19 protein-coding genes and 2 pseudogenes are annotated in these 20,690 nt (G+C 58.7%); 7 read left to right on the forward strand and 14 right to left on the reverse strand.

Features of this window, described 5'->3' with window-relative positions; all coding sequences use genetic code 11:
* Position 1: 1 nt before the first annotated feature.
* Positions 2 to 646, reverse strand: coding sequence for a 50S ribosomal protein L25/general stress protein Ctc (locus C7964_RS12170; protein ID WP_110279917.1), 645 nt, complete (start codon positions 644 to 646; stop codon positions 2 to 4).
* Positions 647 to 804: 158 nt separating this feature from the next.
* Between C7964_RS12170 and C7964_RS12175 the strand changes: the two genes are divergently transcribed.
* Positions 805 to 1,944, forward strand: a complete 1,140-nt coding sequence (locus C7964_RS12175) for an MFS transporter (RefSeq protein WP_110279918.1) — start codon at positions 805 to 807, stop codon at positions 1,942 to 1,944.
* 139 nt (positions 1,945 to 2,083) lie between these two features.
* Here the strand turns inward: C7964_RS12175 and C7964_RS12180 are convergent, their stop codons facing one another.
* From C7964_RS12180 to trpA, 3 genes are all read right to left on the reverse strand, one after another.
* A complete protein-coding gene (locus C7964_RS12180; RefSeq protein WP_110279919.1) occupies positions 2,084 to 2,329 on the reverse strand; it encodes a hypothetical protein in 246 nt (81 codons plus the stop codon).
* A gap of 583 nt (positions 2,330 to 2,912) precedes the next feature.
* Positions 2,913 to 4,076 carry an alpha-hydroxy acid oxidase gene (locus tag C7964_RS12185; protein ID WP_110279920.1) on the reverse strand — a complete coding sequence of 388 codons (1,164 nt, stop codon included), beginning with the start codon at positions 4,074 to 4,076 and terminating at the stop codon, positions 2,913 to 2,915.
* Positions 4,077 to 4,160: 84 nt separating this feature from the next.
* Positions 4,161 to 4,952 carry a tryptophan synthase subunit alpha gene (gene trpA, locus C7964_RS12190; protein ID WP_110279921.1) on the reverse strand — a complete coding sequence of 264 codons (792 nt, stop codon included), beginning with the start codon at positions 4,950 to 4,952 and terminating at the stop codon, positions 4,161 to 4,163.
* A 138-nt stretch (positions 4,953 to 5,090) separates the two neighbouring features.
* Here trpA and ychF point away from each other — a divergent pair, with 138 nt between their 5' ends.
* Positions 5,091 to 6,188, forward strand: coding sequence for a redox-regulated ATPase YchF (gene ychF, locus C7964_RS12195; RefSeq protein ID WP_110279922.1), 1,098 nt, complete (start codon positions 5,091 to 5,093; stop codon positions 6,186 to 6,188).
* Positions 6,189 to 6,199: 11 nt separating this feature from the next.
* Here the strand turns inward: ychF and C7964_RS12200 are convergent.
* The 5 genes and pseudogenes from C7964_RS12200 to C7964_RS12225 all read right to left on the reverse strand — a co-directional run.
* A pseudogene (locus C7964_RS12200) lies at positions 6,200 to 7,012 on the reverse strand (TIGR03915 family putative DNA repair protein); the annotation flags it as partial.
* Positions 7,012 to 8,247 (reverse strand): putative DNA modification/repair radical SAM protein, encoded by a 1,236-nt coding sequence (locus tag C7964_RS12205; RefSeq protein ID WP_110279924.1) that lies wholly within the window; start codon positions 8,245 to 8,247, stop codon positions 7,012 to 7,014. The gene C7964_RS12205 and the pseudogene C7964_RS12200, both read right to left, overlap by 1 nt.
* Before the next feature lie 66 nt (positions 8,248 to 8,313).
* Positions 8,314 to 8,943, reverse strand: a pseudogene (locus C7964_RS12210) (glycosyltransferase family 92 protein); the annotation flags it as partial.
* Positions 8,944 to 9,233: 290 nt separating this feature from the next.
* Positions 9,234 to 10,382 carry a capsular polysaccharide export protein, LipB/KpsS family gene (locus tag C7964_RS12220; RefSeq protein WP_110279927.1) on the reverse strand — a complete coding sequence of 383 codons (1,149 nt, stop codon included), beginning with the start codon at positions 10,380 to 10,382 and terminating at the stop codon, positions 9,234 to 9,236.
* Positions 10,375 to 11,406 (reverse strand): N-acetylneuraminate synthase family protein, encoded by a 1,032-nt coding sequence (locus tag C7964_RS12225; protein WP_110279928.1) that lies wholly within the window; start codon positions 11,404 to 11,406, stop codon positions 10,375 to 10,377. Before C7964_RS12225 ends, C7964_RS12220 begins: the two co-directional genes overlap by 8 nt.
* A 131-nt stretch (positions 11,407 to 11,537) precedes the next feature.
* On the opposite strand from C7964_RS12225, the gene C7964_RS12230 reads away from it, so the two are divergent.
* Positions 11,538 to 12,245 carry a fused DSP-PTPase phosphatase/NAD kinase-like protein gene (locus tag C7964_RS12230; protein ID WP_110279929.1) on the forward strand — a complete coding sequence of 236 codons (708 nt, stop codon included), beginning with the start codon at positions 11,538 to 11,540 and terminating at the stop codon, positions 12,243 to 12,245.
* On the opposite strand, the gene C7964_RS12235 is transcribed toward C7964_RS12230, so the two are convergent.
* From C7964_RS12235 to C7964_RS12255, 5 genes are all read right to left on the reverse strand, one after another.
* Positions 12,242 to 13,174, reverse strand: a complete 933-nt coding sequence (locus C7964_RS12235; RefSeq protein WP_110279930.1) for a Gfo/Idh/MocA family protein — start codon at positions 13,172 to 13,174, stop codon at positions 12,242 to 12,244. The genes C7964_RS12230 and C7964_RS12235 overlap by 4 nt on opposite strands.
* On the reverse strand, positions 13,168 to 13,959 hold the full coding sequence (locus tag C7964_RS12240) for an SDR family NAD(P)-dependent oxidoreductase (protein WP_110279931.1): 792 nt from the start codon (positions 13,957 to 13,959) through the stop codon (positions 13,168 to 13,170). The genes C7964_RS12235 and C7964_RS12240 overlap by 7 nt, the downstream gene beginning before the upstream one ends.
* Complete coding sequence (locus C7964_RS12245) at positions 13,952 to 14,659, reverse strand: acylneuraminate cytidylyltransferase family protein (RefSeq protein ID WP_110279932.1); 708 nt, start codon at positions 14,657 to 14,659, stop codon at positions 13,952 to 13,954. Before C7964_RS12245 ends, C7964_RS12240 begins: the two co-directional genes overlap by 8 nt.
* 3 nt (positions 14,660 to 14,662) lie before the next feature.
* Entirely contained in the window at positions 14,663 to 16,384 is a 1,722-nt protein-coding gene (gene metG / locus C7964_RS12250; RefSeq protein WP_110279933.1) for a methionine--tRNA ligase, read from the reverse strand.
* A 67-nt stretch (positions 16,385 to 16,451) separates the two neighbouring features.
* Entirely contained in the window at positions 16,452 to 17,669 is a 1,218-nt protein-coding gene (locus C7964_RS12255; RefSeq protein ID WP_110279934.1) for an MFS transporter, read from the reverse strand.
* A gap of 135 nt (positions 17,670 to 17,804) precedes the next feature.
* On the opposite strand from C7964_RS12255, the gene C7964_RS12260 reads away from it, so the two are divergent.
* The 4 genes from C7964_RS12260 (at position 17,805) to C7964_RS12275 (ending at position 20,690) form a co-directional block, all read left to right on the forward strand.
* Complete coding sequence (locus tag C7964_RS12260) at positions 17,805 to 18,848, forward strand: aldo/keto reductase (RefSeq protein ID WP_110279935.1); 1,044 nt, start codon at positions 17,805 to 17,807, stop codon at positions 18,846 to 18,848.
* Positions 18,849 to 18,991: 143 nt separating this feature from the next.
* The gene (gene bcoG / locus C7964_RS12265) at positions 18,992 to 19,906 is read left to right on the forward strand and encodes a 3-dehydrocarnitine:acetyl-CoA trimethylamine transferase BcoG (protein WP_110279936.1); all 915 of its coding nucleotides are present in this window, start codon (positions 18,992 to 18,994) and stop codon (positions 19,904 to 19,906) included.
* The gene (locus C7964_RS12270; RefSeq protein WP_110279937.1) at positions 19,903 to 20,430 is read left to right on the forward strand and encodes a lipocalin family protein; all 528 of its coding nucleotides are present in this window, start codon (positions 19,903 to 19,905) and stop codon (positions 20,428 to 20,430) included. The genes bcoG and C7964_RS12270 overlap by 4 nt, the downstream gene beginning before the upstream one ends.
* 2 nt (positions 20,431 to 20,432) lie before the next feature.
* Entirely contained in the window at positions 20,433 to 20,690 is a 258-nt protein-coding gene (locus C7964_RS12275) for a hypothetical protein (protein ID WP_110279938.1), read from the forward strand.

The following is a 20,690-nucleotide window of genomic DNA, read 5'->3' on the forward strand; positions in this document are numbered from 1 at the left end:
CTTATGCGTCGTCGCCAGTTGTTGGCACTTCGTCCGCGGCAACATCGTCGTCGCCATCGTCTTCAGCCAGCAGCGCGCGCGGTGCTGATACGTTGGCAATCACAAAGTCGCGGTCTGTAATTGCAGGTGTTGCACCTTCAGGCAGTGTCACACTGCTGATCGAAATGGTGTCACCGATTTGTACGTTGGCCAGATCGACTGTGATGTGCTCTGGAATGTCGCCAGCCAGAACGTCAAGTTCGACTTCGTTGCGGACAACGGTCAGAACGCCACCTTTTTTCACGCCGGGGCATGTATCCGCGTTGATGAACTCGACAGGGATAAAGATCTTCACACGGCTTGTGCGCTTGAGGCGCATCAGGTCGATGTGTGTTGGCAGGTCTTTCACGACGTCGCGCTGAACGCCACGGCAAATGACGCGCACGTCGTCCTGACCCTCAATCTTGAGGTTGTGCAGCGTGGACATGAAGCCACCCTTGCGCAGTTTTGTCAGAAGGTAGTTGAAAGGGATGCTGATGGACTGGGGCTCTGCGCCACCACCATAAACAATGCCAGGTACGTCGCCATCACGGCGAGCTTGGCGGGCGGCCCCCTTGCCTGTCCCCGCGCGTACCTTGGCGTTAAGATCCTGGACCTTAGCAGCCATAGTAATTCTCCAATAATATAGGGGCCCGCCTCCAAGGGTGTCCGAGCCCGATGAAGCCCGCCGTATAGGGGGGATTCGCCCGTTTGGAAAGGTACTTTTTGCACGCGTGGCTACTTTGAAACTTGCTTTGGTTTCTTTTGCGATGCAGGCATGGCGCCATGTCGATTTTGAACGCCCTGTCCCTGTCTCGCCGCCCTGCCACTGCCTTTGTCGTTATCGGCATGTTCTGGGGCTGTTTTGCCGCCTATGTCCCAGTCATTAAAGCGCAGTTGGGGGCGTCGGATGCGCTTTTCGGTGCTTTGCTTTTGGGCTCGGCCACGGGGCTGGTGTCCTCGATGTGGCTGGCCCCGCGTGCGGACAGGATCCTGGGGTCGCGCGCCATGCAGGTGGGGGCGGCCCTGTTGGCCTTTGCATGGCTTTTCCCGGGTCAGATCACGGTGCCATTGGTGTTTGCGCTTTCGATGGCGCTGGTTGGTTTGGCCTCGGGGCTGCTCGATGTGGTCATGAACGCGCGGGTGAGCGAACTCGAGGCGCGCTATAACCGGCCCTTGATGAATGCGAACCATGCGATGTTTTCGGTGGCTTATGCAATGGGCGCATTGATCGTGGGCGCGACCCGTGAAGCGGGGTTGCCGCCGGCGCCGGTTTTTGCAGGGTTTGGCGCGATTGCCATCCTTCTGCTGCCGATGATGCGCATGGATGTGACCTATGTGGACGCCGAAGATGGCTATGTCGGGGCCTATCCGCTCTGGCCGATCCTGCTATGCGGCGCAATTGTGCTGGTGGCCTTCATGTCCGAGGCCACGGTTGAGGCGTGGTCGGCCCTGCATGTTGAACGCACGCTGGGTGGTGGTGCAGCCGAAGGCGCATTGGGTCCTGCGATGTTGGGGATCACCATGGCGATTGGCCGGTTTTCCGGGCAAGCCGTGGCCGAGCGGTTGCGCGAAATTCCGGTTGTGATCGGTGCGTCTGTCATCTCGGCCTTTGGCGCTGTTGTCGCGGCTTTGGCACCGACGCCGTTCGTGGCCTATATCGGCTTTGGTGTTCTGGGCCTTGGCGTATCTGTGATCGGGCCGATGGGGCTGGCTTTGGTGGGTAAACTGGTGGCCCCGCATCTGCGCACCGAAGCAATCAGCCGGACAGCCGTGATCGGGTTTTCGGGGTTTTTCTTTGCGCCCATGCTGATGGGGCTGCTCTCTGATGCCTTTGGGCTGCGGATGGCCTTCCTAGCAGTTTCAGTTTTGCTGCTATCTGTGGTCCCCATCGCGATCTCTGCCAAAAGGCTTCCGGTCAGGTGATTGTAATCGTTTGGAAGCCTTTGACAGCTACCTAAAAATAAAACAGGCCGGCATCCTATCAGGAGTGCCGGCCGTTTATGGCTATCTTTACGCGCTTGCGGCGTCGGACAGCATGGTCATCCTGCACAGGGTGCAGGCATCACCCTGGCTGCTGCGGTTGTTTTTCCGGTGTGAGTTCTTCCTCACTGTCATCATCGTCAATCGTCGCGGCGATCAAAAGCAACGCAACCACGCCCAACACAATATAGGTCGGGCTAATAGAAGCCGCGGCTGGCGCCGGTTCGGCAGGTGCCGCTTCGATAATTTCGGGTGAGAGGCCGCCTGCAAGAGCCGTGGAGGCGCAGAGGGCTGTTGCAGCTGCGAGAGCTGTCATTTTCTTTAACATCAGGTGTTCCTAACTCGTTAACACTTCATAGCGCAGCAAAATACGACACGCCGCTGCGCTTGCGAGACGCTAGCACCGCGCATAACCGAATCCTAGGTGTCTGGTGGGGAATTTCTCTGATCTGGCATGATTTGAAGTTGGCCGTTACCGCAAAGCGGGCGCTGCCAGTGAGCGCCTTCTCGGCCAACGGCGGCTGCAATCAGAAGCGCGGCCAGAATACCACCGGCCACATAGGTAGTGTTGCCCCGCGCTTCAGCGACGACGGCCTCTTCCACGACGGGTGCTTCGACAAGATGGTAGGAGAGACCACCTGCGAACGCAGATCACGCCAAGACTGCAATGACTGCGGCAATCGCTGTTGTTTTTTAGGCATGACGCTGTGCTTCACTGACGCATGTTTCCAATTTCAGCCAGTACCTGACACCACGTCTGTGCGGTGGAAAGGTTTCCAGGAAGTGTTGCCGCGCTCACACACTGGGGGTTTCATGCTCACAATAGATAATATGTCCAATGGGTTGTGACATATTTCACCTGGTTGGACACAAGGTCTTCCCATACGTGAATTCCTGTTAACGTCATCCCCTTACTGCCAACGCCCTTCAAAGCCCTGTGGGATCAGCAGGATATCCTTGTCGAGCGTATTCACATCGCGCCGCCCGCAAAGCGCCATCGTCAGATCAAGCTCTTTGTGAATTACCTCCAGCGCGCTGGTCACACCTTTTTCGCCCATCGCTCCAAGCCCGTTGACGAAGGCGCGCCCGATGTAGGTGCCCTTGGCCCCCATCGCGAGCGCTTTGAGCACGTCCTGTCCTGACCGGATGCCGCTATCAAGGTGGACCTCCACTTTATCGCCCACAGCGTCCATGATTGCGGGCAGGGCGCGGATTGACGACAGTGTGCCATCCAGCTGACGACCGCCATGATTGGAAACAATGATGGCGTCTGCGCCTAACTCTGCTGCTTTTCGTGCATCATCGGCATCCATGATCCCTTTGAGAATCACGGGACCGTCCCACATCTTCATCAACTGCGCGACCCGGTCCCAGTCCAATGCGTGATCAAACGCCTCTGCAATCCACGATGCCAGCGATGAGGGGTCCGTGACCCCTTGGGCGTGACCCACGATGTTGCCAAAGAAGCGGCGTTTGGTCTGCAGCATCTCAATGCCCCAGCCCCATTTCGTGGCTAGGTCTGCGATACTGGCCGCGGTGAATTTTGGTGGTGCCGACAGCCCGTTTTTGAGATCCTTGTGCCTTTGCCCCATAATCTGCAGGTCCAGCGTAATGACGATAGCCGAACATTTGGCGGCACGCGCGCGGTCAAACAGGCGCTTCATGAAGTCATCGTCTTTGAGCGTATAGACCTGAAACCAGAAGGGGTTGGTGGTGTTCTCGGCCACATCCTCGATCGAGCAGATCGACATTGTGGACAGTGTGAACGGCACGCCGAACTTTTCGGCCGCGCGGGCGGCTTTGATCTCGCCGTCAGCGCATTGCATGCCCGTAAGACCGACAGGGGCGAGGGCCACAGGCATCGCCACATTCTGGCCAATCATCTGGCTGGCGGTGTTGCGGTTGGTCATGTCCACCGCGACCCGTTGCTTGAACCTGATCTGGTCGAAATCGGATGTGTTTTCGCGGAACGTCTGTTCGGTCCAACTGCCGCTTTCGGCATAGTCGTAGAACATCTTGGGGGTGCGACGCTTATGCAGCCGCTTGAGGTCCGCGATTGTTGTGATGACAGGCATGCCGAATTCCTTAAATTGGTAATTATTTGTTACCGATTTAAGGCGTTCACGCAAGAGGCTACGTTGATGTGGATCAAAGCGCGCCTAACCGCGGTGCGCGCCATCCGCCAGCGATTTCACAAAGGCCAGAACGTCAGCCATGCTTTCACCCGCCGCGATCTTTTCAACGATGGCTGAGCCGACAACGGCGCCATCCGCGATGCTGGCGATGGCCTCGGCAGCGTCTGGCGTTTTGATGCCAAAGCCCACGATCACGGGTAGATCGGTTTGGGATTTAATGCGCGCAACCTCGGGGCCGACTTCATCGGCCTGTGCGGCGGCGGCGCCGGTAATGCCTGTGACAGAAACGTAGTAGACAAAGCCCGAGGTATTCTCGAGCACCTTGGGCAGGCGTTTGTCATCGGTTGTTGGGGTGGCCAGACGGATGAAGTTGATCCCCATCTTTTGCGCGGGGATGCAGAGTTCGTCATCTTCTTCGGGTGGCAGATCAACGATGATCAGCCCGTCAATGCCGGCGGCCTTGGCGTCCGCCAGGAACGTATCAACACCGCGCGAATAGATCGGGTTGTAGTAACCCATCATCACAATCGGAGTTGTGTCGTCTGTCTTGCGCAGTTCACGGGCGTATTGCAGCGTTTTCTCAAGGGTCTGCCCGCCCTCAAGCGCGCGCTGGCCTGCCAGCTGGATCGTAGGGCCATCGGCCATCGGATCGGTAAAGGGCATGCCCAGCTCGATGATATCGACACCCGCGCCGGGCAGGCCTTTGACGACCTCAAGGCCGGTGTCATAGTCAGGATCACCCGCCATCACATAAGCCACGAAAGCTTTTTTGTTCTCTGCGCGCAACTGCGCGAATTTGGCGTCGATTCTGCTCATCTTTGTCCCCGGTCTGCAAACTTGGCTTGGTTTGCTTGATGGGGGGCGGAAAATCAATGGCTGAGTGACGATCCCATGTGGCTTGCACAGAGGACGCGCGCCGCCTAGAAGCGCCGTAACGTTCAAAGGAGAGCCGTGATGGGTTTCAAGATGGGTATTGTGGGTTTGCCGAATGTGGGCAAATCGACCTTGTTTAATGCGCTGACCAAGACGGCGGCGGCGCAGGCGGCCAATTTCCCGTTCTGTACGATTGAACCCAATGTCGGCGATGTGGCGGTGCCTGATGCGCGGCTGGACAAGCTGGCGGCGATTGCCTCGTCCAAGCAGATCATTCCAACGCGCATGACATTCGTGGATATCGCGGGTCTGGTGAAAGGTGCCAGCAAGGGCGAGGGTCTGGGCAACCAGTTTCTGGCCAATATCCGTGAGTGCGATGCCATCGCCCATGTGCTGCGCTGTTTCGAGGACGACGATATCACCCATGTCGAGGGCCGCGTTGACCCTGTCGAAGATGCCGAAGTGATCGAGACCGAATTGATGCTGGCCGATCTGGAAAGCATTGAAAAGCGTTTGCAGAACCTCGTGCGCAAAGTACGTGGCGGCGACAAAGAGGCGGTCCAGCAGGTGCGCCTGCTGGAAATGGCGCAGGCGGCGTTGGAAGACGGCAAACCCGCCCGCACCGTTGATGTGGACCCCGATGACGCCAAGCAATGGAAAATGCTGCAACTGCTGACGACCAAGCCGGTGCTTTATGTCTGCAACGTCGAAGAAGACAGCGCAGGCAAAGGCAACAGCCAGTCCGCCCGCGTCGCTGAAATGGCCGCAGCACAGGGCAATTCCCATGTGGTGATCTCGGCCCGTATCGAGGAAGAGATCAGCCAGCTGGACCCCGAAGAGGCCGCCATGTTCCTTGAGGAAATGGGGCTGGAAGAGGCCGGTCTCGACCGGTTGATCCGCGCAGGCTATGAACTCTTGCACCTGCAGACCTATTTCACCGTTGGCCCCAAAGAGGCACGCGCTTGGACGATCAAGGAAGGCACCTCAGCCCCGCAAGCCGCCGGTGTGATCCATGGCGACTTTGAACGCGGCTTTATCCGTGCCGAAACCATCGCCTATGATGATTTTGTGACGTTGGGTGGTGAACAGGCGGCCAAAGAGGCGGGCAAGATGCGCGCCGAGGGCAAGGCCTATATCGTCAAGGACGGCGATGTGATGCACTTCCTGTTCAACACCTAATCCCTGCCGCGCAACTGCCGTTTGATCTTGGCCACCCGTTCGGGCGGCAAGGTGGGCGCGGCATCGCGCATCTGCTGCACTTTCGCTTCTGCCCCTGCGATCAGGTCGTGGATATGCTGCGCTTCGGGCAGGTTTTTCCAGTATTTCCTGGGCATCTCTGATGTCATCGCGCTGACCTTCAGGCGTGCGGGATTGAAGATATTGCAGAAATACGTCCCCCAGAGCGCCTCGGTCGCATCCTCGGGCAGGTCCGGTTTGGGTTGGCCGGGGTGAAAGGTCAGGTTGCCGTCAATGAACTGCGCGGTCACGTCGGGTGTGGCGATCATCCAGTCCATATCGGCAAAGCGGCGTGCGAAGAACGGCGCTGTCGGTTCCACCGTATGGTGGGTGGGTTCAAACCACGCGGCAAAGCTGCGCCGCGCGCCGCCCTGACGCAGATCGCGAAAGCGCACAAACGCCTTCATCTTGTGTTTGCAGCGATGCACGCCCTTTTCCATCTGGCGCAATTTGGCCAAGTCTGCATCGGCGCGATCCTGCATGAGGCCCGGCTGATGGCGCAGCCGCCACAGCATCGCATAGAGCCGTGCGAAACGCTGGGGGTCTTTGTGCCAGACCACCCAGTTGGCCATTTCCACAAAGCTTTGCGGGGCCTTGATCCGCCGTGTCACGGGCGGCAGAGGCGTGTCGATGGCAAATAGCTCACCCATTTCGTTGTCGAAATCCCACAGTATATCCTCGGGCGACACGCCCGCGCCAATCAGGCGTTTGGCGGCGTCGCGCCAAGCAATATCTGTGCCGATGCGGGGCAGGGGAACGGTATACATCAAAAAAGGCTCAACTGTTCGGGGGGTGGGGCAAAACGGGCGCGCAGGTCTGCGCTGTCGGTCAGGCCGCCCGGTGTCCAGTCCTGGGCGACAATAAAGGCTTGCGCCTTTTTCAGCGATGCCCCCATGCGCAACAGATCATCATAACGCAGCCTGCGGTGCCTCCGGGTGGAAAGGATGCGCCCCACAGTGCGGGTACCGAAGCCCGGTACGCGGAGCAGCATTTCCTTGCTGGCGCGGTTCACATCCACCGGAAACAGCGCGCGGTTCTGCAAGGCCCAGGCGAGCTTGGGGTCAATGTCCAGATCAAGGTTGCCATCGGGGCGGGCGGCAGTGATCTCATCCACGCCAAAGCCGTAAAACCGCAGGAGCCAATCGGCCTGATAAAGCCGGTGTTCGCGCGCCAAAGGCGGTTTGATCAAGGGCAGTTTCGCGGTGGCATCAGGGATCGGCGAAAAGGCGGAATAATAGACGCGCTTCAGTTTGTAATCGCCATATAGCATCGTTGACTGCCCGAGGATCGTGGCATCAGTGGAGCCGTCCGCGCCGACGATCATTTGCGTGGACTGGCCCGCTGGCACAAAGCGTTTGCCACGTTTGCCGGTATAGCTGCGCTCGCTTGCCACATCCTTGCGCGATTTCACATCGCCCATCGCCTTGCGGATCGTCGCGGGGTTTTTCTCGGGCGCATAGGCTTTGACGCTTTGGTCCGTGGGCAATTCGACGTTGATTGACAGACGGTCGGCGTATAGCCCTGCCTCTTCGATCAGTTCGGGGGCGGCATCGGGAATGGTTTTCAGGTGGATATAGCCGCGAAAATTCTCGACCTCACGCAGGCGTTTGGCGATGCGCAGCATGTCGTCCATGGTTTTATCCGGCGACTGTATGATGCCCGAGGACAGGAACAGCCCTTCGATATAATTGCGGCGATAGAATTCGATGGTCAGTTGCACCACCTCGTCAGGTGAAAACCGCGCCCGCTGGACGTTGGATGACACCCGATTGACGCAATAGGCGCAATCATAGATGCAGAAATTCGTCATCAGGATTTTCAGCAAACTGATGCAGCGCCCGTCGGGGGCGTAGGCATGACAGATGCCCGACCCTTCGGTTGAGCCTAACCCTTTGCCATCACGGCTATCACGGCGCGTGGTTCCGCTGGACGCGCAAGAGGCGTCATAGCGGGCGGCGTCACTGAGAATCGCAAGCTTTTGTGAGAGATCAAGACGGGACATATGTTCATGTTATGTTCTCAATTTCACGCAGACAAGGGCAATGTCACTAGCGCGGCACTTTGGCTTTCAGGCAAAGCGGGCGCGCAGGCTTTCAGTGTCATGAATGCCATGGCGCGCCAGAAACGCCACAGCGCTGTCGTCCGCAACAGGCTGTGCCTCGATCAAAGCGGCACCACGCAAAATCGCCGCCTTGCGCTCTTCATGCGCAGTACCCGCGACATCTGGGCCATTAATCTTAGCCTCCATATCTTGCTTTGAACCCAGATAGTAATGGTTCAGTTGAATAACATCGTGGCGGACAAAATCACCGGTGCGTGCCTTGGCTGGGCAAAGCATGTTCAGGGTATTTGATGTGATACTGCCATGGGAACGGGTGTCAAATCGATGCGGATGGACGCAGGTCACTTCGCTTGGGTCAACGATACACTTGAAGTTCAAAAGGCGCTCTTCACCAAAAGGTGCGCGTTCAAGGTAGGCAAACGGAGCGGCTTCCGGCGGTGTGGCATTGTGTCCCCCGTGACCGAACATCGTCCATGGCAGCGAAATATTTGGGTGGGGCAGATTAAGCAAAGCCTCTTGCAGCGTTTTGGCTTCACGCGGAACAAGATATTCATCCACGTCGATAAAAGCCATTCGCCTGAATTGACCACCAAAAGTGCAAATAGCATGAGCATAGGCCATGGATTGCTGGTGTAGCTTGGTGCCGGTTTTTGCATCGCTGGCGGTAAGCCTTCAGGGCACAACCTTTATGCGACAGCCCTTAAAGGCAAGGGTCTGTTCAACGGTCTTATCGGTTGATCCGTTATCATAGAGCAAAACGTCTGAAACACCTGCAAGTGCATGAAACGCGAGCCAATCCAATATTCGCGCGCTTTCATTACGCGCAATCAGCACGATTGCGAAAGGGGCGCGGTCGGCCGCTGGATCTGGTGGTGTAACCGTGATCTTTGTTGCGATCCTGGGGACGTGTGTGCGGAAAGGCCATCTCATCTTTTCGCCTCCGATGTGTCGAATATGAATGCAAAAGGCCCAGTGCCGTTCAATCGGTCGATGATTGTCGCAATTGCGCCCTTTGTTTCGTTTGGTTGACGTTCCGGATAATAGACCTGTGCCAGAAAGCTCATCACGGCATTGCGTATTTCAAGGTCAAACTGCCATGTATCTGCGCGCGCAATTGTTTGGTTCATTGTGTCCTGGTCAGGCGCTTTTTCCGCCATACCGGGGATCGCCCAGAAACACTGACCGCAGGCCACCACCGGTTTGTCGAAAAACACTGCTTCCAAGCCGACAGAGGAATTGATCGTGATCACGCCACGGCTTGCGGTGACTTGCGCGAAGGTGTCTGTGGTGTTGTCCAGATAAATGGGCGCATCGACGTCCCTCAAGAGATCTCCAACAAAGGCGGGCGTGCTGGGATGCTCTTTGATGCGCAAGTGCCAGCCTTCGGGCAGGTGGCCTGCCGCCTCATGCAGGGCTTTGACGAAGCTTTCGACGGTGCGGTAATTGCCGCCAAAAAGGCGCAATTGGCTGTCGCCGGGCACCTGTAGCGGTGCGAAGATGAAGGGGTCTGTCAATGGCGGCAGTGCCCCAGTTTGAGCGGGTGGTGCGATCGGTACGCGTTGCTTGATCTTTGCACCTAAAGCGCGCCAGTCGTTTGGGTTGATATGGCTCTGGTGCAGCCAATCAAGATAAGGTGCGGGGTCACGCGGTAGGGCGTTGGCGAAATTTACGCCCTTGGGGTCCACCGTGATCCGTCCGGGAAAAGGGCCAAGTTCAAATGACAGGGTCTTGGCACCAGCATCCTTGGCTGCATCGATGAAGACCCTGCGCGACCCGTTCAGACCGTTCCACGCCACGGCGACATGCGTTGGATATGCCTCGAAATACTGGCGCATGCCGTTATATTGCTTCTGCAAGATCCACGACCACAAGCGGCGTTTCAGCCCCTCTGCAGGAATATGCCGCGCTGCCATCAGCGCTGTCTCGGCGCGCACTTTGGTTTGCGGCCAATTGCGCAGGCGCATCTTGGGCAACCGCATCCACTGCATGGCTCCGACCGGCCCCAGCAATCGCGCGATATCCGCGCGCTTTTGTTTGCGCGGATCAAGGCAAACAAACGTGAATGCCTCATCCATCCAGATCGGTCCACTTCAGTTGCGTGTTGCGTGCAACAGCACGGGTGAGCGTTTTTCCCACGACCTTGTCGAAATCATACCCCGCAATTTCGCCTGAACCGGGGCGGCGGGCCCAGATATCAGCCTCGGTGATCACATGGCCTGCGGGCAGATCACGGTCGGCGACGACAGAGGCGCGCGCGAAGCGGTACACGTCTTCCTCGGCGCTGGTGCGCTGTTTGGGGTTATGCAGCGCGGTGTGGATTTCGCGCGACCGGTCGATCAGATAGCGCAACTCGGCAGGGTCCATCGAGTTGATGATATCGGGGCCCTTGCGATAGCGCGTATCGGTGTAGTGCCGTTCCAGAATACAGGCCCCCAAAGCAACTGATGCCAAAGCCATATCCGGACCGATGGAATGATCCGAGAAACCGACGACGGCCTTTGGAAAAGCCTCGCGCAAGTCGGTCACACCCTGAAGCGAGACGATTTCCGGCGGTGAGGGGTAGAGGTTCGTACACTCGAGCAGCGCATATTCGATCCCTGCATTATCCAGTATCGCCACCGAGGCGCGGATGCTTTCGATGCTTTGCATGCCGGTCGACATGATCACCGGTTTCCCCATGCGGGCGATATGGCGGATGAGCGGCAGGTTATCGGCTTCACCCGATCCGATCTTGAAGGCAGGTACATCAAGGTCGTTCAGGAAATCCGCCGCCGCCCGCGAAAAAGGTGTCGAAATCCAGATCATCCCGAGGCTTTCGGTATAGCGCTTGAGTTCGGCTTCCTCTTCGAGCGAAAGCGCGCAGGCCTCCATGACCTCCCAGATCGACACATCGGCATTCGGGGGGAAGATCTGCTTGGCCTCTTCGGTCATTTCGTCTTCGATGATGTGGGTCTGGTGCTTGACCATCTCGCAGCCTGCACCGGCTGCAAGGCGCACCATTTCCTTGGCGACGGCCAGATCACCACCGTGGTTGATGCCGATCTCGGCAATCACAAGGGGGGGATGTTCGGGTCCGATTTTGCGGCCTGCAATGTCCATGATGCGGTCTCCTGCCTGAGTTGTTAAGGCGTGTTTATGGGGTTTCACCTTGCGGGGCAATTGGTGCGTGCCCATTGCAATATGGCTGGCCATGGTCCAAGTGACACCGCAGAACCGCAACTGGGCCGCCTATGATCCGCAAGATATTCAAAGCCTTGGACCAAAAAGAGCGCGATCTGCGCAAGTCATTCGGCCATGACATCACCGACCCGGCCGAGCGAAAGAAATCCTATTGGCACGTCCGCTGGCTGGATCATGGTATTTTGCGGACCTTCTGGCATAACTTCGATCAGGTGAGCGAAGGTGTGTACCGTTCAAACCACCCCGATCACAAACGGTTCGAGGCCTATGCCGCCATGGGGATCAAAACGGTTCTGAACCTGCGTGGTGTCGCGAAACAGCCGCATTATCTTTTCGAGGTAGAGAGTTGCGAACGCCTCGGGCTCGAACTGGTGACGGTGCATATGTCGGCGCGGGCGGCCCCGAGCCGTGAGCGTCTTTTGGATGTCATCGCCGCATTTGAAGATATGGAGCGTCCGTTCCTGATGCACTGCAAGTCAGGTGCCGACCGGACCGGCCTTGTCGCGGCGCTTTATCTAATGGTCCATGAAGGTCAATCTGTCGCCGAAGCGCGCAGACAACTCAGCTTCCGGTATTTGCATATCCGCAAGACCTCGACCGGCATTCTGGATCACTTCTTCGATGTCTACGCGGCGCGCAATGCGCAAGAGCCAATCGCGATCGAGGAATGGATCAGAACCGAATATGACCGCGATGCGCTGACCGAGAGCTTTGCGCAAAAGCAGGCGGCGCTCAGGTTCTGGCAGGGCTGGCGCTAGAACGCGACGTCAACCTGTCCGGTGAACTGGCGTGCCTGCCACGCGTCGGCGATTAGATCGCAACTTTCCCGCACAGTGCTCAGGCGTGGCATCAGCGGATTATCCGACGGCGGCTGTCCGGTGGCGATGGCGATGAAATCGGTCATCAGGCCCAGAAACATATCGTTGCGATCAAAATCGAATGCTGTCGTTTGCGGACCGGCACCTGTGTCGCGTGTGTATGAAGGAGCCAGCAGGTCCAGATCAATGACCTGATCGGTGCCGCGCAATTGGCCTTTGCGCAGACTGACTGGTGAGAGGTAGTCCATCGCGACCGTGCCCAAAGGGGCGGCGAGGCTGATGCGCGTGGCGAAATCGACCTTTGCAAAATCGGGATGGTCAAGGCTTGCGGCGCCGGTCACCGTGGCCTTGGGAAAGAGGCAGTGCGCGATATCCAGTTCATGGCACAGGTCCAGAAGAACACCGCCGCCCGCCGGATCAGAGGCGTAGCTTTGCGAAAAGGACCAGTTTTCGCGCCATTGCCGCACATCATGGCCGATCTCGAAGGCGAAACTGTAGATGTCTGACAGGTCAAGACCCGCCAGCGCGCGCACGGCGGGATGATAGCGCATCATGAAGCCGACGATTGAACGGTCCGCGACAGGCGCGGCTGCCGCATAGATGTCGGCAATCTGGTCCTTGGTCCAACCAAGCGGCTTTTCAACGTAAAAGGGCAAGTCTTGTGCGGCGCAAAGCTGGATCAGCGATAGCCGGATCGGGGTGGCTGTTGCGACGATGACGCCTGCAACATCGCTGCGCCGGGCGACGGCATCGGCATCAAATTCACGGTAAGGGATCAGGTCAACCTTCTGGCCCAAGGCGGCAAGATTACGGGCGTGGCGTTGCCCGATTGATCCCGCACCGATGACCAGAAATGTATCTGCTACCATCCGCTGAAGCCGCCATCGACGTTGACCAACTGGCCGGTCATATAGCCCGACTGCGAGGAACACAGGAAAAGCATCGCATCGGCAATTTCATCCGGCGCGGCCATGCGGCCCGCCATGATCAACTCGCCCACGCGGCGCTGGAATTCATCAGAATGGCCGTTGAACACGGCACCCGGTGCGATGGTGTTCACGGTCGCGTTGCGTTTTGCCCAATAGCCCGCAAGCCACAGGGTGAGGCCGTGAATACCCGCCTTCGTGGCCGAATAGGCCGAGAAGGATTTGAACGGCATGTCCTCGTAAATCTGGTGGTGCGGCCCGTTCAGCGCATACATCGACGCCACGTTGATCAGGGTCGCAGGATAGCGCCCCACTATATCGCGGTCCATCTGGCGGGCGATCATAAAGGCACCAGTCATATTGGTGCGCAGTGTTTTGTCCCAGTCCTCGACACTGGTGTTGGCGAAGTCGGGAAAGGCCTTGCCCGCACCCATCAGCAATTCACCGGTGATGGCGGCGTTGTTCAACACGACATTGGGCTCCCAGCCGTCACCCATGATGCGCTGGAAGATTTCGACAACCTCGTCCTCTTGGCCCACGTCCAGATCGTAGAAGCGGAAATTCGGGTTCTCGCCATGGTTTTCCACCAAAGCATCGGCGCGGTGCCCTTTCAGGTCCGATGCCACAACCCGCGCACCGGCCGCCAGCATCCGGCGGACATAGGTGCTGCCCAGGACGCCACCGGAACCGGTGATGAAGATGGTCTTGTCTTTGAGTTGATCATGCATCGTTGCGGTCCTTCAATTGTTCGCCCATCAGGAAATCGACCAGTCGGAAATCAAAGGGGCTGTCGATATCGACACAGGTTTCGGGGGCCATCATGTAGGGGATGACGCGCCCTTCAAAGAGGCTGGCGGCGCGGCGCAGGTAATCGGGCGCGACGACATAGGTCGAGGCCGCGTGTTCGTAGACCGCAGGGGCCTGTTGGCGCGCGACGACACCGCCGGGCAGGGGTTTGCTGACGTGCAGCGCGCCGGTCTCATCAGGCTCGACGAGGTTGAAATAGGGGTTCTTGCGCGCCTCGCAGCAGGACATGACCATATCGGGGGTCTCGGCGAAGAACAGATCAAGCGCCTCGGGGATCGCGCTGTCGGGCCGCAGTGGCGAGGTGCAATCAAGGTCAAGGAACGCGGATGCGGGGCCGGTCTGTTTCTCGACCTCACCCAGCGCGTGTTTCCACACATCCCATTTGCCTGCCGTATCCGTGGCCAGATGTGCGGGGCGCAGACCGATGTCGAGACAGCCGCGTTTCAGGCTGTGCTCATACATTTCCACGCTATCCGTCGAGACGACCACTTGATCCACGCGATCGCTTTCCAGCAGTTGATCGAGCGACCAGTCCAGCAGGGGCTTGCCGTGCAACATGCGAAAGTTCTTGTTCGGAACGCCCTTGCTGCCGGCGCGTGCGCCGATGTGGCCGATGATCATGGCTTATTCTCCTGCGTCGCGTGTGCCTGCAAAACGCGCCGCCCATTCCTCGCGTTCCTCGTCCGTAATCTTGCGGAAAAGGTTTTCGGGGACAGTGAAGGCGTGGCCAGCAGGCAACGCCTGCAAGGCGGCGGCAACGTCTGTGGGCCAGCTATCATCATCCGTTTGCATCGCGTCGATCATGGTCTTGGATGCGTCGGGGATGAACGCCGCCGAAAGCACCGCGTAAATCCGGATCAGGTTCAGTGCGAGGCGAACCTGCATGGCGGCTGTCTCGGGATCGGTTTTGAAGGTTGTCCATGGCGCGTTGGCTTGCAGATATTCATTGCCCAGCACCCAGATCGCCCGCAACTCCGCCGCAGATTTACGGACTTCCATCGCGTCCATGTGCCCCTCATAGGCGCGGATACGCGTGGTGAGGTCTGCGATAAGTTGCTCTTCGGCGGGGCCATAAGTGCCGCCTTCGGGAACCGCTTCACTGAACTTTGACCGGCAAAACTTAGTGATCCGGCTTACAAAGTTGCCCAAGACGTCGGCGAGGTCCTTGTTCACGTCCGTCTGGAAGTTTTCCCATGTGAACTCCGCGTCCGAGGATTCAGGCGCGTGAGATAAAAGCCACCAACGCCAATAGTCTGACGGTAAAAGCTCTAGCGCTTGATCCATGAACACGCCGCGCCCGCGCGAGGTGCTGAACTGGCCGCCATCGTAGTTCAGATAGTTGAACGACTTGATGTAATCGACCAGTTTCCAAGGCTCTTTGGTCCCCATGATCGTGGCGGGAAAGGAAAGGGTATGGAACGGCACGTTATCCTTGCCCATGAACTGGGTGTAGGTCACATCATCTGCGCCTTTGTCGGTGCGCCACCAGCGCGCCCAGTCGGTGCCTTTGCCCGCGTCTTCCCATTCCTGCGCGCAGGCGATGTATTCGATGGGCGCGTCGAACCAGACGTAGAACACCTTGCCTTCCATGCCGGGCCAGACGTCGTCGCCCTTCATGACGGGAATACCCCAGTCAAGGTCACGGGTGATGCCACGGTCCTGCAAGCCGTCACCGTCATTGAGCCACTTTTTGGCAATCGAGGTCGTCAGGATCGGCCAGTCTTTTTTGCTCTCGATCCATGCGGCCAGATCGTCTTTCAGTTCGGACTGTCGCAGGTAGAGATGCTTTGTTTCCCGCACTTCCAACTCGGTTGACCCCGAAATGGTGGAATGCGCGTTGATCAGGTCGGTCGGGTCCAGCTGCTTTGTGCAGTTGTCGCATTGGTCGCCCCGCGCACTTTCAAACCCGCAGTTGGGGCAGGTGCCCTCGATGTAACGATCCGGCAGGAAACGGCCATCGGCCACAGAATAGACCTGCTCCTCTGTCACTTCCTTGATCAGGCCGACCTCTGCCAGACGGGTGGCAAAGGCCTGCGTCAGCTTGTGGTTCTGCGGGCTGGAGGAGCGGCCGAAGTGGTCAAAGGACAAACGGAACCCTTCCGCGATCCTGGCCTGCACGTCATGCATCTCGGCGCAATATTCGGCAACCGGCTTGCCCGCTTTGGCTGCGGCCAGTTCGGCGGGCGTGCCGTGTTCGTCCGTGGCGCATAGAAACAGCACCTCATGCCCGCGCTGGCGCAGGTAGCGGGCGTAAAGGTCGGCGGGCAGTTGGCTGCCGACAAGGTTTCCTAGGTGTTTGATCCCGTTGATATAGGGAATGGCAGATGTGATCAGATGGCGGGCCATGCGATGTGTCCTTCAGCGTTTGCGCCTATGTAGCGGGCCATGCGGCCAAGTGCCAGACGTTCTGCGCCTAGCGGTCGCGGTTACGCCCCAAAAGCCGCCCGATGCTGAACGTCGTGCGCGGCGCGTAGATATAGGGAGTGCGTTGCTTCGGGATGCGGCGCACGCGCATCCGGGCCAGACCGAAGATGATCAACAGAATATGTCCGGCGGAGATAAAGTAAAAAAGCGCACCCGGCCCATAAAGCCCGATCAGGACTGACGTCGTATAGGGCGCGGCAATGGCGCCCACGGCATAAAAGAACATCAGTGCCGCAGAAAGCTCGACCCGCTGATCCGCTGTGGCAAAGTCATGGGCGTGTGCGGTGGCCACCGAATAGATCGGAAAGGTCGTCAGGCCGAAGAGAAAGGCGGCGGTCATGATAATCGTGGTGCCCTGGCCTGATGTGGTGACCGTGAAAGCGCAGGCGATGACAGCAGCCACCGAAAGCCAGATCATCACCCAGCGGCGGTCAAACTTATCCGCGAGCCAGCCCACCGGATATTGTGCAATCGCCCCGCCTGCGACGAATGCCGCCAGAAAGGACCCGATCTGGTTGGGGTTGAGGCCCACTTGCTGCCCGTAAAGTGGCCCGACCATGCGGAAAGAGGCACTCGAGAGGGCCGCCACCAGAACAGCCGCCACGCCCAAAGGCGAACAGGCCCATGCGAGGGACGGGCGCAGGCGCGTGGCCCGGGGCGTTTCAGGCTGTGCAAGACGGGTCAGCGCCAAGGGCAGCAAGGATGCACAGCACAGGATCGTCAGGATGTTGTAGGCGATATAGGTCTCGACATCGGCCAGCGCGCCGATCATGAACTGCGCCACAAAGGACGCCCCCGTATCGGCCACACGGTAGCTCGCAATCGCGCGGCCGCGGGTTTCGTTGTTGACCTTGGCCTGCAACCACGCCTCGATGATCGTATAGCAGCCAGCGACGCAAATGCCTGATCCGACGCGGAAGAGAGCCCAGAAATAAGGGTCTGCGACAATCACGTGGGCGGCAAGACCGATCGCGCCCATCGCGGTAAAGGTCGCAAAGGCGCGGCTGTGCCCTACGCTGCCCATCAGGCGCGGCGCCCACCAGCAGCCGATGAAAAACCCCACAAAATGTGCCGACCCGAGAAAGCCGACTTCGGCCTGCGAAAACCCCAGTTCGATCCCCGTCAGCGCATCCAGTGGCCCCACGCCGCCCGAAGACAGCTGCAAAAGCACTACCGAAAAAAACAAAGCCGCAAAGGAGATAAACATCGCATGGTCGAGCTATGACGGCACCGCCGCTACCGGGCTTGGCCATAATCGACAGTCTATGTCGTCTTTCTACCCTTGCTCTTGCCGGTCGGGGCTTTAGGGTCCGGCACGAAACCAAGAACAAGGCGAACAGTCATGAAACAACTCCCCCTTGGCCGCACCGATATTATGGTCAGCGAATGGTGTCTGGGCACCATGACCTATGGCAACCAGACACCGGAAGATGACGCGCACAAGCAGATCGACATGGCGCTGGATGCCGGTATCAACTTTCTCGATACCGCAGAGATGTATCCTGTGAACCCGATCCGCGCCGAAACCGTCGGCCTGTCAGAACAGATCATCGGGAACTGGATCGCCAAGACCGGCCGCCGCGACGAGATTGTGGTGGCGACCAAAGTGTCGGGCAATAACCCCGGTTGGGTGCGCGAAGGGCGCGGTTATGACGGGGCAGTGATCCGCGAGGCGGTGGATACATCGCTCAAGCGGCTGCAGACGGATGTAATTGATCTCTACCAGATGCACTGGCCGATCCGGGGCTCTTACATGTTCCGCCAGAACTGGACCTATGATCCGTCGGGCCAGAACCGCCAGCAGACAATGGACCATATGATGGACGTGCTTGAGGCGCTGGGCGATATGGTAAAAGCGGGCAAAATCCGCAGCATCGGCATGTCGAACGAAAGCGCCTGGGGGATGACCAAGTGGATCGATCAGGCCAAGGCTGCGGGACTGCCGCGCATGGCCTCTGTCCAGAACGAATATTCGCTGCTGTGCCGCCTCTATGACACCGACATGGCCGAGATGGCCGTGAACGAGGATGTGACCTTGCTGTCGTTCTCTCCGCTCGCCTGCGGTGTACTGACCGGCAAATACCAGAATGGCGCTGTGCCGGGAGGAAGCCGTCTGTCGATCAACGGTGATCTGGGTGGGCGCGTGACCGAACGGTTGTGGCCAGCCGCGCAGGCCTATCTTGATCTGGCGGCGAAACACGGGCTCGATCCGGTGCATATGGCGATGGCGTGGCAGCGCACGCGGCCCTTTGCGGTCTCAGCGATTTTTGGGGCGACGACCTCGGCGCAGTTGCAGCAAATTCTTGATGGGAAGGGTGTGGTTCTCTCGGATGAGGTGATTGCCGCGATTGACGCGGTGCATAAGGAACACCCGATGCCCTATTAGGTAAGTTGGATTTCAATCCACCTTACGCAGACTTCCGTTGCACAGTTTGATCGGCAGAGTGACACCCCTGTCGTCGGGAATTCTGCCTTGTGCGGTGCTCTGATATGGGCAAATGTCACGCAAACACCCAAAGGAGACCGCATATGCCGCTGCAAATGAACAAAGAGGTGTTTATCACCTGCGCTGTCACGGGCTCTGGATCGACCCAGGATCGTAGCCCCCATGTGCCGCGCTCGCCCCGCCAGATTGCCGAAAGTGCGATTGATGCGGCAAGGGCGGGTGCTGCGGTGGTGCATTGCCACGTGCGTGATCCTGAGACCGGCGCGCCGTCGCGCGATCTTGCGCTTTACCGCGAGGTAACCGACCGCATTCGCGAGGCGGAGGTCGATGTTGTCCTCAATCTGACCGCTGGCATGGGCGGGGATATGGTGTTTGGCGGAGTGGAGACGCCCCTGCCGACGATTGCGGGCACGGATATGGTGGGTGCGACCGAACGGGTTGCCCATGTGGCCGAATGCCTGCCCGAGATTTGCACGCTCGATTGCGGCACGATGAATTTTGCCGAAGCCGATTACGTCATGACCAACACCCCCGGCATGTTGATTGCCATGGGGCGGATGATGACCGAACTGGGGGTAAAGCCCGAAATCGAGGCCTTTGATACGGGCCATCTTTGGTACGCCAAGCAGTTGGTCAAAGATGGTGTGCTGGACAGCCCTGCGCTGGTGCAGCTTTGCATGGGGGTGCCGTGGGGCGCGCCGGATGATCTCAACACCTTCATGGCGATGGTCAATAACGTGCCGGATGACTGGACATTTTCCGCTTTTGGCCTTGGCCGCAGCCAGATGCCTTACGTGGCGGCCTCGGTTCTTGCAGGCGGAAATGTGCGGGTCGGGCTGGAAGACAATCTGATGCTCGATCGCGGCGTTTTGGCCACCAATGCCCAACTGGTCGAACGCGCGGCCGGGATCATTGAAAACCTTGGCGCAAAGGTGATCGGCCCCGCCGAGGTCCGCGCCAAACTGGGCCTGACCAAACGCGCGCCGGTCGCGCGATGAGGGTTTTGGCCGTCATCCTGCTTTTGGCGGGGTGCAGCACGCAGGGCAGTGGCGGTCTCTTTTCTGTCTACCGCGATACCGACGTGCCGATTGCATCGAAGGCGGTTTTTGAGCCGGAGCGGTATCTTGGCTTCTGGTATGAGGTGTCACGCTATCCCGTCCCATTTCAGGCGGGCTGTGTCGGCGTGACGGCGGAATACGGTTTGCGCGATGATGGCTTGCTCTCCGTTCTCAACATCTGCCGCGACGCGGCGGGCCAGGAGACTGCGCGCATCGCAGGCACGGCGGAAATTGTCGGGCCGGGCCGGTTGAAGGTGCGCTTCCCCTCGGTGCCTTTCGTCGCCGCCGATTACTGGGTGCTCTGGACGGATGAGGATTACCGCACCGCCGTTGTTGGTGCCCCCAACGGGCGGTCGGGCTGGATTTTGAACCGCACCCCCGACATTCGCGCTGACCGTCTGGAAGCGGCGCGTGATGTTTTGCAATTCAACGGATATGATTTGAGCCGACTAGAGGAGTTTTAACGATGAAACGGTTGATTTTGGGCAGTGTGATCGCCTTGGCCGCTTGCGAGGGCGGCGGCATGACCAGCAGTGGCGGCGGCGGGGGGATGCGCGAATTCATGGTTATTGGCGGGCGTATGACCTTTGAGGACTGCCGCGCGCGCGGTGGCCTGATCATCCGTGACAGCGAAACGGCAATGGTGGCCTGCGACCCAAGTATTCGCCGCGAACCTGTGCCTGCGGATGAATTCGATCACCCTGATGACAAACCGGCAGGCTAG

It is taken from the genome of Loktanella sp. PT4BL (assembly GCF_003201935.1).
Taxonomy (GTDB): domain Bacteria; phylum Pseudomonadota; class Alphaproteobacteria; order Rhodobacterales; family Rhodobacteraceae; genus Yoonia.

Excerpts from the sequence above, each read along its gene's own strand:
- C7964_RS12170 (WP_110279917.1), bottom strand. The coding sequence starts at position 646 with ATGGCTGCTAAGGTCCAGGATCTTAACGCCAAGGTACGCGCGGGGACA.
- C7964_RS12175 (WP_110279918.1), top strand. The coding sequence starts at position 805 with ATGTCGATTTTGAACGCCCTGTCCCTGTCTCGCCGCCCTGCCACTGCC.
- C7964_RS12180 (WP_110279919.1), bottom strand. The coding sequence starts at position 2,329 with ATGTTAAAGAAAATGACAGCTCTCGCAGCTGCAACAGCCCTCTGCGCC.
- C7964_RS12185 (WP_110279920.1), bottom strand. The coding sequence starts at position 4,076 with ATGCCTGTCATCACAACAATCGCGGACCTCAAGCGGCTGCATAAGCGT.
- trpA (WP_110279921.1), bottom strand. The coding sequence starts at position 4,952 with ATGAGCAGAATCGACGCCAAATTCGCGCAGTTGCGCGCAGAGAACAAA.
- ychF (WP_110279922.1), top strand. The coding sequence starts at position 5,091 with ATGGGTTTCAAGATGGGTATTGTGGGTTTGCCGAATGTGGGCAAATCG.
- C7964_RS12205 (WP_110279924.1), bottom strand. The coding sequence starts at position 8,247 with ATGTCCCGTCTTGATCTCTCACAAAAGCTTGCGATTCTCAGTGACGCC.
- C7964_RS12220 (WP_110279927.1), bottom strand. The coding sequence starts at position 10,382 with ATGGATGAGGCATTCACGTTTGTTTGCCTTGATCCGCGCAAACAAAAG.
- C7964_RS12225 (WP_110279928.1), bottom strand. The coding sequence starts at position 11,406 with ATGGACATTGCAGGCCGCAAAATCGGACCCGAACATCCCCCCCTTGTG.
- C7964_RS12230 (WP_110279929.1), top strand. The coding sequence starts at position 11,538 with ATGATCCGCAAGATATTCAAAGCCTTGGACCAAAAAGAGCGCGATCTG.
- C7964_RS12235 (WP_110279930.1), bottom strand. The coding sequence starts at position 13,174 with ATGGTAGCAGATACATTTCTGGTCATCGGTGCGGGATCAATCGGGCAA.
- C7964_RS12240 (WP_110279931.1), bottom strand. The coding sequence starts at position 13,959 with ATGCATGATCAACTCAAAGACAAGACCATCTTCATCACCGGTTCCGGT.
- C7964_RS12245 (WP_110279932.1), bottom strand. The coding sequence starts at position 14,659 with ATGATCATCGGCCACATCGGCGCACGCGCCGGCAGCAAGGGCGTTCCG.
- metG (WP_110279933.1), bottom strand. The coding sequence starts at position 16,384 with ATGGCCCGCCATCTGATCACATCTGCCATTCCCTATATCAACGGGATC.
- C7964_RS12255 (WP_110279934.1), bottom strand. The coding sequence starts at position 17,669 with ATGTTTATCTCCTTTGCGGCTTTGTTTTTTTCGGTAGTGCTTTTGCAG.
- C7964_RS12260 (WP_110279935.1), top strand. The coding sequence starts at position 17,805 with ATGAAACAACTCCCCCTTGGCCGCACCGATATTATGGTCAGCGAATGG.
- bcoG (WP_110279936.1), top strand. The coding sequence starts at position 18,992 with ATGCCGCTGCAAATGAACAAAGAGGTGTTTATCACCTGCGCTGTCACG.
- C7964_RS12270 (WP_110279937.1), top strand. The coding sequence starts at position 19,903 with ATGAGGGTTTTGGCCGTCATCCTGCTTTTGGCGGGGTGCAGCACGCAG.
- C7964_RS12275 (WP_110279938.1), top strand. The coding sequence starts at position 20,433 with ATGAAACGGTTGATTTTGGGCAGTGTGATCGCCTTGGCCGCTTGCGAG.